The organism is Allobosea sp. P1_A7, assembly GCF_056406775.1.
On record NZ_JBFTZN010000151.1, the window covers coordinates 1 to 13,512 of the forward strand.

The following is a 13,512-nucleotide window of genomic DNA, read 5'->3' on the forward strand; positions in this document are numbered from 1 at the left end:
AGCCTGCGCTAATCTCATCGGTGCCTGCGCCGGTTCGACCGCGAAGCCGCCATGCGACAGGGTCAGGCCGGGAAGGACAGTACCGATCAGAAGCCAGTTTTTCGTGCGCGTCATGAGTTCCGTTTCCGTTTCAGTGGCTCGGGCTATCAGCGCGCGTGCGCACTGAACCCGCCATGAACCGAAAACGGCCGAAATCGGGCAGGGTTCCTCCCCGCCCGACCCGAGCTGTGCGGGCTAAAGCCCGGCCTCGGCCTTTACATAGCGCGCGATCTCGGCGTGGCTGGCAAACCAGCAATCGCCCTTCGCCTTGGCATGCCGGATCAGCTCCTCGAGGATCCAGATGCGCGAGCGGTAGGTGATGACATGGGGATGCATGGTCAGCAGGAAGAGCCCGCCTTCCTCATGGGCGCGGTCGAATTCGCGGCGGAAGATGTCGAATACGGCTTCCGGCGCCGTGTAGGGCCGCAGCGCCTGGAAGCGGTTCATGTTGAAATAGACCGCATCGTCGCGGATCCATTCGACCGGAAGCTCGACCATGCCCGTCGGCTCGCCCTTCTCGATGATCTCGTAGGGGTCGTCATCGGCAAAGAGCGAGGAATCGTAGAGCAGGCCGAGTTCGCGCTCGATGCTCAGGGTCACTTCCGAAAAATCCCAGGACGGCGTGCGCATGCCGACCGGCCTGACGCCGGTGATCTTCTCCAGCGTATCGGCTGAGCGCAGATGCAGTTCGCGTTCGGCCGCGGGCGGCACGGCGGTGTTGACCTCATGGATCCAGCCATGCAGGCCGATCTCGTGGCCTTCCGCTATGACGCGGCGTTGCTCGTCGGGATAGAGCAGGGCGGTTACCGCCGGCACGAAGAAGGTCGCCTGGATCTGTTCCTTCGCCATCAGGCTGAGGATGCGCGGCATGCCGACGCGGTTGCCATACTGGCCCCAGGAGAGGCGGCCGACCGATTTGCCGCCATCGCGCAATTCGTTCGTCTCATGATCGACGTCGAAGGAGAGGGCGACGGCGCAGCGCGCGCCGTTCTTCCATTTCGTGGGCTTCAGGTTGCGGCCTGCGCGCACGCGCTCGACCTTGTCGCGCCAGACCTCCTCGGGCCATTGCCAGGGTTCGAGAGGAGGTTCGGTCATGGCGGATGTCCTTCAGGCTGGCGGGGCGGTCGGCAGGACCGGCACGGCGGCCAGGAGCCTGCGTGTGTAGTCGTGGCGCGGATTGTCGTAGATCTGGCCCGCTGGCCCCTCCTCGACGATCTTGCCGCGATACATGATCGCGACCCGGTCGCAGAGATGGCGCACCACCGAGAGGTCGTGCGAGATGAAGATCAGGGTCAGGTTCAACTCGGTCCGCAACCGCATCAGCAGGTTGATGATCTGTGCCTGGATCGAGACGTCGAGCGAGGCGACCGGCTCGTCGCAGACCACGACATCAGGCTGCATGGCGAGCGCACGCGCGATCGCGACGCGCTGGCGCTGGCCGCCGGAGAATTGATGCGGATAGCGGCTGGCGAAGGCGGGATCTAGCCCGACGGCGGCGAGCCATTGCCGGACATATTCGGCCGCCCCCGCTTTGGTGACGATGCCATGCGTGATCGGCCCCTCGGCAATACTGTCGCCGATGCTCATACGCGGATTCAGCGAGGCGAAGGGGTCCTGGAAGATGGTTTGGATCCGGGTTGTGTTCTTGTGCGGCCGCGCGCCGCCGCCCATCACCGGCTCGCCCTCCAGCCSCACCGTGCCGGAGTTCGGCGCATAGATGCCGGCCGCCATACGCCCGAGCGTCGATTTGCCCGAGCCCGATTCGCCGACGAGGCCGAGTGCCTCCCCCCGCGGGACGGTCAGGCTGACGGAATCGACGGCCTGGACCCCACGGCCCGGTTGCGACAGTCCAAGCTTCTGGCCGAGCAGGCGCAGGATGCCGGGCGGGGTCTGGAACAGCTTGCTGACGTCCTGAATGACGAAATAGGAGGCGTCCGCCTTCGATCCACGTGACGGTGAGGCACCGGAGGTGCGTGCCGGCGGCGATGCATCGGGGACACCGCCGCCCCGGGCGAGGAAAGTGCCCGGCTTGGCGCGGGACGGCAGCGAATCGAGCAGCGACTGGGTGTAGGGATGCTGCGGCCTGGTCAGCACGTCGAGCACAGGCCCGGTCTCGACGATCCTGCCGTAGCGCATCACGCAGACGCGGCTGGCGATCGAGGCGACCGTCGCCAGATCATGGCTGATCCAGATCAGTGCCGTGCCGAGCTCCGCCACCAGCTCCTTCATTTCGGCCAGGATCTCGGCCTGGATCGAGACATCGAGCGCCGTGGTCGGTTCGTCGCAGATGATCAGCTTTGGCCGGTGCAGCAGAGCGATGGCGATGGCGACGCGCTGGCGCATGCCGCCGGAGAACTGATGCGGGTAGAAATCGACCTTCGCCTCGGGCTCTGGAATCCGGACCTGGGCAAGCGCCGCGATGGCGCGCCTGCGCCCTTCTTCTGCCGAAACCTTCTCATGCGCCTCCAGCGCCAGCAGGATCTGGGCGCCGATCGTCAGGACCGGGTTCAGCGTCATCAGCGGGTCCTGGAAGACCATCGAGATGATCTTGCCGCGAATTGCGCGCAGGTCGCGGGACGGCAATCCGATCAATTCGCGCCCTTCGAGCCGGATCGAGCCGCTCTCGATTTTTCCTGGCGGGTCGATCAGGCCGATGATCGAGAAACCCGTGATGCTCTTGCCGGAGCCGGATTCGCCGACGAGGCCCATGACCTCGCCGCGCTTCAGTGAGAAGGAGACGCCGTCGACGGCTTTCACGACGCCGGCACGGGTGTGGAAATGCGTCGCGAGGTCACGGACCTCGAGCAGCGGCACTGCCTCGGCCGAGCCACTCATCGCCTGAGCCTCGGGTTGACCTGGTCGCGGATCTGGTCGCCGACGAGGTTGATTGCGACGATCAGGATGATCAGCGCGACGCCGGGATAGATCGAGATCCAGTAGCGGCCCGACATCATGTACTGGAAGCCGTTGGAGATCAGCATGCCGAGCGAGGGCTCTGTCACCGGCAGGCCGACACCGAGAAAGGAAAGCGTCGCTTCGAGCGCGATGGCGCTCGCCACCTGCACCGTCGCGACCACGATCAGGGGCGGCAGGCAGTTCGGCAGGATATGGCGCCAGACCACCCGGCGGGCCGGCAGCGGCGTCGAGAAGGCGGCCTCGACATAGTCCTTGCCGCGCTCGGCCGCGGCTGCGCCATGGGCCGTGCGGGCAAAATAGGCATATTGCGCGGCTGCCAGCGCCGCGATGAGCTGGAATTTGCCCTGGCCGAGCACGGCCGAAATCACCAGCGCGAGCAGGATCGCCGGGAAGGCGAGCTGGAGATCGATGATGCGCATGATGAACGCTTCCCAGCGGCCGCCGAGATAGGCGGCGGTGATGCCGAGCGTGACGCCGACCGTGAAGGCGAGCGAACCGGCGATCAACCCCATCTGCAGCGAGATGCGCAGGCCATAGAGGATGGCCGAGAACAGGTCGCGGCCCTGCGCATCGGTGCCGAGCAGATGGGTGAAGCCGCCGGAGCCGACATAGCCCGGCGGGCGGCGCGCATCTGACAGGGTGAGATTGGCGAGATCATAGGGATCCTGCGGCGCGATCCAGGGCGCAAGGAGCGCCACGCCGATCATCAGCACGACGACGACGAGGGCTGCGAGCGCCACCTTGCTCTCGCGGAACTCGTTCCAGAATCGGGCGAGGGGCGAAGCCTGCTTCATTACGCGCGCGCCTTTCTCAGGCGCGGATCGAGCGCGACATAGGTCAGATCGACCAGGAAATTGATGGTGATGAAGACGAAGGCGACGAGCATCAGATAGGCGACCATGACCGGCCGGTCGAGCGAGGTGATGGAGTCGATGATCAGCTTGCCGATACCGGGCCAGGAAAAGATCGTCTCGGTGACGACCGCGAAGGCCAGCGTCGAGGCGAATTCGAGCCCGAAGACGGTGACGATCGGGATCGCGATCAGGCGCAGCACATGCCGGCGCAGGACGGTCCATTCCGAAAGTCCGGCGGCTCGGGCAAATTTCACCGTATCGGTCAGCATCACCTCGCGCGTCCCGGCCCGGGCCAGCCGCGTCATCAGGGCGAGCTTGAAGAAGGCGAGGTTAAGGGCCGGCAGCACCAGATGGCTGAGCCCGTTCAACGTCAGAAAACTCCACTCGACGCCGAAAAGCGAAGCGGTCTCGCCGCGGCCACCGGCAGGCAGCCATTGCAGCTCGACTGCGAAGGTGATGATCAGAACCAGGCCGATCCAGAAGGTCGGTACGGAGAAGCCGAGGATCGAGATCGCCATGATGATCTTGGCGAGCAGGCTGTCGGGCTTGTAGCCGGCATAGATGCCGGCCGGCACGCCGATCAGGGCCGCTCCGAATACGGCAGCCAGCGTCAGCTCCAGCGTCGCGGGCAGGCGCGACAGGATAAGTTCCAGCACCGGCATGCCGAAGACGAAGGAACGGCCGAAATCGCCGTGGAGCACACGACCAAGGAAGGTGAAATACTGTTCCCAGAGCGGTCGATCGAGCCCGTAGCGGGCAATCGTCTCGAGTCTCATCTCCTGGCTGACATCGGGCCCGATCAACACGTCGATCGGGTTGCCGATGGCGTAGACGCCGACGAAAACCAGCGCCGACATGACGAGCATCACCAGCAGAGCCTGGACGATGCGCCCGAGGATGTGCCCTAGCATCTGACGAAGCGCCTGGCGCCTGCGGTCACGGCCAGTTCTCCGCGATCACCGCCCGCGTCTCCTCGACGCCGACCTGCCAGAGGCTGAGCATCTCGTTGTCGGAGCGCTGGTAGCGCCCGTGGAAATTTCCGTCGCCCAGGATCTCGCGCTTCTTCGCCGGGTTCGAGGCCTGGTAGAGCGCGCGATCGAAGGGCGGCTTCACTGCATCCGGCATGGCGACGCCGTCGAGCCGGGTCCAGGGGAAGTTCTCCATCCAGGAGGCATGCGAGGCAGCGGGATCGACCGCCTTCACCGCCGCCTGGAAGCGCGGCCCTGCCCACCAATCATGCAGCTTGACGCTGGCATCGGGGCGGCGGCCCATCCATTCCGTGCAGAAGGTCATCACGGGTGCATTGCCGCCATGGCCGTTGACCAGCACGATGCGGCGGAAGCCGGAGCGGTAGAAGGCCTCCAGCATATCCTCGATCAGCGCGACATAGGTGCTCATCCGCAGCGAGACGGTGCCGGGGAAGGCGACGAAGCCTGGCGTCATGCCATAGGCCAGCACCGGGAAGACGGGTACGTTCAGCGGCTCGGCCGCATCGCCTGCCACTTTCTCTGCCAGGATCGCGTCGGTGGCGAGGCTCAGATAGGCGTGCTGCTCGACACAGCCGAGCGGCAGCACACAGCGGTCATCCCGCTGGGCCTGCGCTTCGATCTGCATCCAATTCATCTCGGCGACACGCACGGCCCGTTCCTTGCTTTTCTCTGGCAGTGCGCCATCCTTGACTCCCAGTCAGAACGTCGTCAAGTTCCATTTGGAACTAAACGGGAGCTCATCATGCGCCGCGCCCCCACATCACTCTCGCGTCTCGACCATGAGCGCGAAGCGGCGTTGCGCGATCTCGACCCGCTCACCGTCACCAAGCTCTGGGACAATCCCTGCTGGCTGTCGTTCCGGTTGAACTTCGTCGCCTTCCGCTTCAACGATCCGGTCTATCGCTGGATAGAGACCCGCTACGGCCTGGTCCGCCCGGAATTCGTCGCCCTCTACGCGGTCGGCCTGAAGGAGGGTGTGGCTGCAAAGAACATCGTGGCCTCGTCCGGTTTGCCGAAGAACACGCTCAGCCGCGCCATCCAGAAGCTGCTGACCCGGCGCCTGCTCAAGCGCGAGACGGACCGGGACGACCTGCGCAGCTTCGTGCTGCGCCTGACGCCTGCAGGACGCGCCATTTTCGAGGAGACCATGCCGCTGATGGTGAAGCAGCAGAGCGCCATGCTCTCGGCCTTGACCGAGGCCGAGCAGCGCCAGCTTTGCGAATTGATGGACAAGCTCGTCATTGCCTCTCCGGTGTGGCCGTCGGATCTCGAGCCCCAGTCATAGACCGGGTCGGGCGAAGCGTTCTTCCAAAGAATTGCGGGATGGTGGTGGGTCTTCACTGCCGTACCGCGCCAATTGAGAACAACAGTCGAGTCAGGATCGCCTAATCAAGTGACACCAGGGCGCCTCGTTGCGTGGGCCGACTGCCACCGCCGAGGCCACATAATAAACCAGCGGGAGGGCCGACATGTCGGCCTTTACCGAAACAAAACAGGGGAATTCGTCATGAAGCTTGCCACCACCGTCCGCATCTTCGGACTCGCGGCCGCACTCAGCGCCTCCGTCTCCGGGGTCGCCCTAGCGCAGACGCTTACAATCGGCGTTCGCGCCGGCCCGGAATCGATCGATCCGCACTTCACCGCGACCGGCACCCATGCCGAAGCGCTGAAGCATGTCTTCGACACGCTGACCTGGTCGGGCGACAAGCTGCAGATCGAGCCGCGGCTTGCGACGAGCTGGAAGGCGATCGAGCCTTCGGTCTGGGAGTTCAAGCTGCGCCCGGGCGTCAAGTTCCATGACGGTTCCGACTTCACCGCCGAGGATGTGAAATTCTCGATCGAGCGCATCCCCGTGGTCGCCGGGCCGAACCCGACCACGATCTATGTGCGCCGCGTCAAGGAGGTGAAGATCATCGATCCGCTGACGGTCCATATCGTCACCGACGGGCCGGCCCCGAACCTGCCGAACGACTTCATCCGCCTCTTCATCGTCTCCCACAAGGCGGCGGCCGGACTGACCAAGGACAACGCCAACGAGGCCTTCAATACCGGTAAGGCAGCGGTCGGTACCGGCCCCTACAAGTTCGTGTCCTGGACGCCGAAGGACCAGCTCGTGCTGGAGCGCTTCGACGGCTATTGGGGCGAGAAGGAGCCTTGGGCCCGCGTGCTGCGCAAGGAGCTGCCGAACGACGCCGCCCGCGTCGCCCAGCTCAAGGCCGGGCAGGTCGATATCATCGTGCGGGCGCCGGCATCCGACGTGCCGACCCTGAAACGCGACTCCAAGCTCGCGGTCACGACGGTCGACACGGTCTATGTCTTCAACATGGAGCTCGACATGCGGGACAAGTCCCCGCAGGTCAGCGCCAAGGATGGCTCACCGCTGCCGAAGAACCCGCTCCAGGACGTCAAGGTGCGCGAGGCGATCGATCTCGCCATCGATCGCCCGGCCCTGGCGGAGATTGCGATGGAAGGTCTCGGCTCGCCGGTGAACCAGCTCGTGACGCCGGATATCGCGGGCTACAATAAGTCGCTGCCGGCGCTGAAGCCTGACCTCGCCAAGGCCAAGAAGCTGATGGAGGAGGCCGGTTACGCCAACGGCTTCAAGGTCGCCTTCTCGTTCACCAATGACCGCCTTCCCGGCGACCGTCAGGTCGGCACGTCCATCGCCCAGATGCTGGCGCGGATCGGCATCGACGTGAATGCCAATGCCCAGCCGGGCGCGGTCTTCTTCCCGGCCCGCCTGCGCGGTGATTTCTCGATGTCGATGTCCGGCTGGGGCACGCTGACCGGTGAGTCCAACTACACGCTTTCCTCGGTGGTGCACTCGAACGATCCGGCCAAGAAGCTCGGCGCCTTCAACGTGCTGGGTTACAAGAACGCCGCGCTCGACAAGCTGATCGAGGATGCGGCGGTCGAGATGGATGAGGCCAAGCGCAACAAGTTCCTCTCCGATGCCAACGCCGTCGTCGCACAGGACCGGCCACGTCTGCCGATCGTCGCCGTCGGCTCGGCCTGGGCCATGCAGAAGGACAAGGTCGTGATCAAGCCGCGCGTGGATGAAGACACGCTCGCCATGGACATCAAGCCCGCCAAGAAATGAGGCTTCGGCCTCGGTCGCCCGGTTCCTGCAAATATGCAGGAACCGGTTTAAAAACGCGCCGAACGAGTATCGGGCATGCGTGGAGAGACTAGCCGCAAGGCCAGTAGGTGGGGTATGTGCCCCGCCGCCTGCTCTCCCCTTTCCCGACTACACGGTTCGACCTCTCCCACTGCGGGAGAGAGGGAAACGCACCAGGATTACCCATGACAACCTCACCTATTGCCCTGGCCATTCATGGCGGTTGTGGCACCTTGCCCAAGGCCGAGATGACCGAAACGGAGTGGACCGAGGCCAAGGCGGATCTCGCCGCCTCGCTCCGCGCCGGCTGGGCCGTTCTCAGCAAGGGCGGCTCGGCCGTCGATGCGGTCGAGGCCGCGGTGCTGGTGATGGAGAATTCGCCGCATTTCAATGCCGGCCACGGGGCCGCGTTCAACGCGGATGGCGAGCATGAGCTCGACGCCTCCATCATGGATGGCGAGACGCTGGCCGCCGGCGCCCTTTGCGGCGTCAAGCGCATCCGGAACCCGATCGGCGCCGCCAAGGTGCTGATGCGCCGCGGCGATCCGCTTTTCCTGGCCGGCACGGCCGCGGACAGCTTCGCCGAGTCGGAGGGGCTCGACATGGTCGAAAACGAGTATTTCTCGACCGAGCGGCGCCGCAAGAATCTGTCCTCGATGAAGATCCGCGAGCTTGTCGGCACCATGTCCGAAGCAAGCGAGGCCGAGAAGCACGGCACGGTCGGTGCGGTCGCGCTGGATGCCCAGGGCCATCTCGCTGCTGCGACCTCCACGGGCGGCTACACCAACAAGCCGGCCGGCCGTGTCGGCGACTCGCCGATCATCGGTGCCGGTACCTATGCGCGCGACGGGCGTTGTGCGGTCTCGGGTACGGGCAAGGGCGAATATTTCATCCGCTACTGCGTCGGGCACGAGATCGCCTCGCTGATGGCCTATGCCGGCCTGAGCCTCGAGGAGGCGACCGCCCGGGCGATAGCCGAGCTCACCGAGCACAGGATCGGGGCTGGCCTGGTCGCGATTGGTGCCGATGGCAGCATCGTCGCGCCCTATAATTCCGCGGGCATGTATMGTGGCTGGGTGACGCCTGATGGCTTCATCCATGTCGCGACCCATGGCGATGTCGAAGTCGCCGGTCAGCTCGAGGCGGCTGCGTGAGCACGCCTGAGCCGATCGTCATCTGGGGCGCGGGCGCGATCGGCGGCACGCTTGGAGCCTATTGGGCGCGCGCGGGCATTCCTGTCCTGCTCGTCGATGTCGTCCCCGAACATGTCGAAGCCTGCCGGACGACGGGCCTCGCGATCAGCGGGCCGATCGAGGAATTTCGCCAGGTCGTGCCCGCGGTGACGCCGGCGGAGCTGACAGGAACCTACAAGCGCATCGTGCTCGCGGTGAAGGCGGGCGCCACGCAAACGGCACTCGACGCGCTCGCTCCGCATCTGGCCGAGGACGGTTTCGTGCTCTCTGCCCAGAACGGCCTCAACGAACTGGCCATTGCCAGGCACGTCGGCGAGGCCCGGACCATGGGCTGCTTCGTCAATTTCGGCGCGGACTGGCACGGGCCGGGCGAGATTCTCTACGGCAACCGCGGTGCTGTCGTCGTGGGCGAGATCGATGGCGCGATGACGCCGCGCGCCCTCGAAATGCACAAGCTGATGCTGCTCTTCGAGCCCGACTCGATTTTGACCAGCAATATCTGGGGTTATCTGTGGGGCAAGCTCGCCTACGGGGCGATGCTGTTTGCCACGGCGCTGACGGATGATTCGATGTCGGCGAATTTCGCCGATCCGAAGCGGCTCGCCGTCTGGCTCGAACTCGGGCGGGAGGTCGGTGCGGTCGCGGCGGCGCGTGGCGTCTCCTCGCTCGGCTTCGGCGAGTTCGATCCGATGGTCTTCGCGCCGGGCCGGCCGGAATATCCGCAGATCGCCGCGATCGCCTGGCTCGCCGACTACACCTCGAAGACGGCCAAGACGCATTCCGGGATCTGGCGCGACCTTGCCGTGCGCAAGCGCAAGACCGAGGTCGATCCCCAGATCGGCATCATCGCGCGCCTCGGGCGCGAGGCCGGCATTCCGACCCCGACGATCGAGACGCTGGTGAGACTGATCCACGAGGTCGAGGACGGCGAGCGCCCACTCTCGTTCGATACGCTGAAGGTGCTGATCGACCAATGCAACTCCGCTTCGACAATCGCGTAGCCCTCGTCACAGGCGCTGCCCAGGGCATCGGCCGAGCCATCGCAACCGCCCTGGCTCGGTCCGGGGCTAGGGTGCATCTCGCCGATATCGATGCCGAGGGGGTCGCGAAGACCGCTGCGGAGATCGGGGCCAGGTTTCATGCCGTCGATCTCGCGACGCCGGACGCAGCGCGCGATCTGCTTGGCACGATCTCGGCCGAAAACGACTCGCTCGACCTGCTCGTCCATGCGGCGGGCGGGGTGCGCGGCCAGGTCGGGCGGCCGATCGAGGAGATTCCCGAGGCGGACTGGCGCAGCATTTTCGCCGCCAATGTCGATGCCGCCTTCTTCCTGGCGCAAGCCGCAGCACCGGTGATGAAGCAGGCCGGCTATGGACGCATCGTCACCATCTCGTCCGGTGCGGGATTGCGCCCGAGCCTCACCGGCATCCAGGCCTATGCCAGTGCCAAGCACGCGCTGGTCGGGCTGACGAAGCAGCTCGCCTGGGAGCTCGGCCCGCATGGCATTACGGTGAACTCCGTCGCGCCCGGCTTCGTGCGCTCCAATCCGGCAACGGAACGGCAATGGCAAAGCTATGGCGAGGCCGGCCAGAAGAAACTGGTCGAGAGCATCCACACCCGACGCCTCGGTACGCCCGAGGACATCGCCAATGCCACGCTGTTTTTCTTGAGCGAACAGGCCGGCTGGATCAGCGGCCAGGTGCTTTCCGTCGACGGCGGACGCTCCTGAGCATTGGGGCGTTTTGCGGGCGCCGACGCGGTTTTTAACGGCATCATTGCCACATGCGTATTTTCGACCCTACAGTGGTCCCCGGGCTGGCATGAGCCAACCTGAATAGTGACTGAAGGGATAGCACGTGAGCACGGGTACCGTGAAATGGTTCAACGAGACCAAGGGCTATGGTTTCATCACCCCTGACGCGGGCGGAAGCGATATTTTCGTCCATATCAGCGCTGTCGAGCGCTCGGGCCTGCGCGGCCTGAACGAAGGCCAGAAGATCAGCTACGATCTCGAGGCCGATCGCAAGACCGGCAAGTCCTCGGCGGTGAACCTCAAGACGGCTTGATCTCCGCCTTCTGCGGGAGGGCGATCGGCGGCGTCACCTCCCGAGCCAATGCGAATCTCTATCTCTCTATCCGGACTGAAGACGATTCCCGGCATGCCCGTCGCCCCAAGGCGGCGGTAGAAAGGACCAGGGCCAGCCCGAAAAAGGCCGGCCCTCCCAATACGCATCTAGAGCTTGAACAGCTCCCGCCCCGTCTGATGGGCACGGATGTAATCCCAGTCATAGCTCACGCCGAGGCCTGGCCCCGTGGGCACGGGAAAACAGCCATCCTTGTCGACACCGTCGAGCTGGTCGCTGTACCCGCAGGTGTAGACCGGTGGCACGGCGTTGGGGCAATCCGGGCCGACCAGCGCAAGCTCATAGAAATTGGTGTTACGAGTCGCGGCCATGCAGTGGCGATGCGCAGGCCCGCAGGCATGGATCTCGACATCGACGCCAAAGGCCTCGGCGAGATGGGCGATCTTCATCGCGCCGGTGATGCCGAGATCGTATTCCGGATCGGAGCGCAGCATGTCGGTGCCGCCATTGATCAGGAAATCGGCCTTGGGCTCGAAGCCGCGCAGATACTCGGTCTGCAGGATCGGCGTTTTCAGCATCTCGCGCAGCTTCTTGTGGGCGAACGCGGAGACGCCACAGTCACGCATCGGGTCCTCGTACCAGAAATAGCCCCCCTCGTCGCAGGCCCGCCCGACATAGAGTGCGTCGGCGAAGGTTCTGAGCTCATTGGCCGGGTCGAGCATCAAAGTCATGCGATCACCGACCGTCCTGGCGACATGCAGGACGTTTGCCGCCTCCTCGCGCGCGTCGCCCTCATGCCAGCCATGGAGCTTGAAGGCGCGGTAGCCCAGTGCGTAACAGGCCTCGGCGAAGTCGGAGAAGGCCTCCTTGCTGTCGAGCCCGCCATTGCGGTCGCCGTGATAGGTCGAGGCATAGGTCTTGAGCCGCGTGCGGAAGCCGCCGAGCAATTGCGACACAGAGGCGCCGAAGCGCTTTCCCGCCAGGTCCCAGAGCGCGATGTCGATCGGTCCGATCCCCATCCCGTCATGCTGGCGGAGCTCCCGCTTCATGTCGTTCCAGATTTCCTCGCGGTGGTCCGGATTGCGGCCGAGCAGGTTGKGCGCAAGCGAGAGTGTCTGCGCCATCGTGGCCCGGGTTCCGCCCCAGTGCATGACATATTCGCCCTCGGCGCCGTCATCGCTGCGAATGACGATCGCAAACTTGGTCAGCTCGAGCTCTGAATTCGGCTTGTATCCGACATTGTAGACCGCCCGGGCATTCTCGGCCGAGCGGCCGAGATTTCTGCTCTTGAACGAGAATTCGACGACCTCAACCTCTGCAATCCTGGTCATGATGATCCTCTCAGAAACCGGCGATCCGGGGGAGCCAGAGGCTCAGGGCCGGCACATAGGTGATGATGGCGAGCGCCACGACGAGCGCGATCAGGAAGGGCCAGAGCTCCCGCAGCAGGGCCCCGAGCTTGACGCGCGTGATCGCCATGGCGACGAAACAGAGCACGCCCACGGGCGGTGTCACCTGGCCGATGACGAGGTTGACCAGCAGCACGATCCCGAAATGCACGAGGTCGATCTGCAACGCGGCCAGCAGCGGCAGCAGGATCGGCACCAGGATGATCATGATGGCGATCGTCTCCATGAACATGCCGGCAATCAGCAGGGCGATGTTCAGGATCAGCAGAACGACCAGCGGATCCGTCGAGATCGAGGTCATGAAGCTGGTGACCAGCTGCGGCGCCTGCTCGATGGCCAGAATCCAGCTGAAGGGCGAGGCCGCGGCGACGATGGCGATGACCACCGCCGTCTCGCGCGCCGTGCCGATCGGGATCGCCGGGAGGTCGGCAAGCTTGATCGAACGGTAGATGAACATGCCGACAACCAGGGAATAGGCGGCGGCGACGCCGGCGATCTCKGTTGCGGTGAATAACCCCGCCCGGAAGCCGACGATGATCAGCACCGGCATCAGCAGCGCCAGCGAAGCGTATTTGAACTCCTTCCAGAGATTCGGGAACGAGAAGGAGCCGGCCGGCTTGAAGTCGCGCCGCAGCGCCAGGATGGCGATGGTCGCCATGATGCACCCGGCCATGACCAGGCCAGGAATGATGCCGGCGACGAAGAGGCTGCCGAGCGAGACATTGGCCTGCCAGGCATAGACCACCATCAGGATCGACGGCGGGATGATCGGGCCAAGCGTGCCGGCAACCGCTGACAGCGCCGCTCCAAACGCACGTGGATAACCCATGCGTTCGAGCTGCGGCACGAAGACCCGTGCGGCTGCGGCCGTATCGGCGACGGATGATCCGGAGATGCCGGAGAGAAAGAC

13 protein-coding genes are annotated in these 13,512 nt (G+C 64.9%); 6 read left to right on the forward strand and 7 right to left on the reverse strand.

The features are described from left to right. Window positions 1-234 precede the first annotated feature (234 nt). The 5 genes from AC1D34_RS23395 to AC1D34_RS23415 are packed head-to-tail and all read right to left on the reverse strand — an operon-like array spanning window position 235 to window position 5,447. Window positions 235-1,134: a polysaccharide deacetylase family protein gene (locus AC1D34_RS23395; protein WP_476825467.1), complete on the reverse strand. Its 900-nt coding sequence runs from the start codon at window positions 1,132-1,134 to the stop codon at window positions 235-237. A 12-nt stretch (window positions 1,135-1,146) separates the two neighbouring features. Next, window positions 1,147-2,874, reverse strand: coding sequence for a dipeptide ABC transporter ATP-binding protein (locus tag AC1D34_RS23400; RefSeq protein WP_476825468.1), 1,728 nt, complete (start codon window positions 2,872-2,874; stop codon window positions 1,147-1,149). Further along, entirely contained in the window at window positions 2,871-3,749 is an 879-nt protein-coding gene (locus AC1D34_RS23405) for an ABC transporter permease (RefSeq protein WP_441490484.1), read from the reverse strand. The genes AC1D34_RS23400 and AC1D34_RS23405 overlap by 4 nt, the downstream gene beginning before the upstream one ends. Beyond that, window positions 3,749-4,720, reverse strand: a complete 972-nt coding sequence (locus AC1D34_RS23410; RefSeq protein WP_476776762.1) for an ABC transporter permease — start codon at window positions 4,718-4,720, stop codon at window positions 3,749-3,751. The genes AC1D34_RS23405 and AC1D34_RS23410 overlap by 1 nt, the downstream gene beginning before the upstream one ends. A gap of 25 nt (window positions 4,721-4,745) precedes the next feature. Beyond that, on the reverse strand, window positions 4,746-5,447 hold the full coding sequence (locus tag AC1D34_RS23415; RefSeq protein WP_441490483.1) for a creatininase family protein: 702 nt from the start codon (window positions 5,445-5,447) through the stop codon (window positions 4,746-4,748). 93 nt (window positions 5,448-5,540) lie between these two features. Here AC1D34_RS23415 and AC1D34_RS23420 point away from each other — a divergent pair, with 93 nt between their 5' ends. The 6 genes from AC1D34_RS23420 to AC1D34_RS23445 all read left to right on the forward strand — a co-directional run bounded on the left by AC1D34_RS23420 (window position 5,541) and on the right by AC1D34_RS23445 (window position 11,175). Continuing rightward, complete coding sequence (locus tag AC1D34_RS23420; RefSeq protein ID WP_476825469.1) at window positions 5,541-6,083, forward strand: MarR family winged helix-turn-helix transcriptional regulator; 543 nt, start codon at window positions 5,541-5,543, stop codon at window positions 6,081-6,083. A 222-nt stretch (window positions 6,084-6,305) separates the two neighbouring features. Beyond that, complete coding sequence (locus AC1D34_RS23425; RefSeq protein WP_441506340.1) at window positions 6,306-7,898, forward strand: ABC transporter substrate-binding protein; 1,593 nt, start codon at window positions 6,306-6,308, stop codon at window positions 7,896-7,898. 203 nt (window positions 7,899-8,101) lie between these two features. Beyond that, entirely contained in the window at window positions 8,102-9,070 is a 969-nt protein-coding gene (locus AC1D34_RS23430; RefSeq protein WP_476825470.1) for an isoaspartyl peptidase/L-asparaginase family protein, read from the forward strand. Continuing rightward, window positions 9,067-10,110, forward strand: a complete 1,044-nt coding sequence (locus tag AC1D34_RS23435; protein WP_476767950.1) for a ketopantoate reductase family protein — start codon at window positions 9,067-9,069, stop codon at window positions 10,108-10,110. Before AC1D34_RS23430 ends, AC1D34_RS23435 begins: the two co-directional genes overlap by 4 nt. Next, window positions 10,083-10,838: an SDR family NAD(P)-dependent oxidoreductase gene (locus AC1D34_RS23440; RefSeq protein WP_441490479.1), complete on the forward strand. Its 756-nt coding sequence runs from the start codon at window positions 10,083-10,085 to the stop codon at window positions 10,836-10,838. The genes AC1D34_RS23435 and AC1D34_RS23440 overlap by 28 nt, the downstream gene beginning before the upstream one ends. Window positions 10,839-10,965: 127 nt before the next feature. Next, entirely contained in the window at window positions 10,966-11,175 is a 210-nt protein-coding gene (locus AC1D34_RS23445; RefSeq protein ID WP_043234173.1) for a cold-shock protein, read from the forward strand. Between the two features lie 167 nt (window positions 11,176-11,342). Here AC1D34_RS23445 and AC1D34_RS23450 read toward each other — a convergent pair whose 3' ends face one another. Continuing rightward, window positions 11,343-12,524, reverse strand: a complete 1,182-nt coding sequence (locus AC1D34_RS23450) for an enolase C-terminal domain-like protein (RefSeq protein ID WP_476825471.1) — start codon at window positions 12,522-12,524, stop codon at window positions 11,343-11,345. Between the two features lie 10 nt (window positions 12,525-12,534). After that, window positions 12,535-13,512, reverse strand: a 978-nt coding sequence (locus AC1D34_RS23455; protein WP_476825472.1) for a TRAP transporter large permease, incomplete at its 5' end; no start/stop codon positions are given.

Bases quoted from the DNA above. Each gene is read 5' to 3' on its own strand.
- AC1D34_RS23425 (WP_441506340.1), top strand. From the start codon at position 6,306: ATGAAGCTTGCCACCACCGTCCGCATCTTCGGACTCGCGGCCGCACTC.
- AC1D34_RS23405 (WP_441490484.1), bottom strand. From the start codon at position 3,749: ATGAAGCAGGCTTCGCCCCTCGCCCGATTCTGGAACGAGTTCCGCGAG.
- AC1D34_RS23395 (WP_476825467.1), bottom strand. From the start codon at position 1,134: ATGACCGAACCTCCTCTCGAACCCTGGCAATGGCCCGAGGAGGTCTGG.
- AC1D34_RS23440 (WP_441490479.1), top strand. From the start codon at position 10,083: ATGCAACTCCGCTTCGACAATCGCGTAGCCCTCGTCACAGGCGCTGCC.
- AC1D34_RS23420 (WP_476825469.1), top strand. From the start codon at position 5,541: ATGCGCCGCGCCCCCACATCACTCTCGCGTCTCGACCATGAGCGCGAA.
- AC1D34_RS23410 (WP_476776762.1), bottom strand. From the start codon at position 4,720: ATGCTAGGGCACATCCTCGGGCGCATCGTCCAGGCTCTGCTGGTGATG.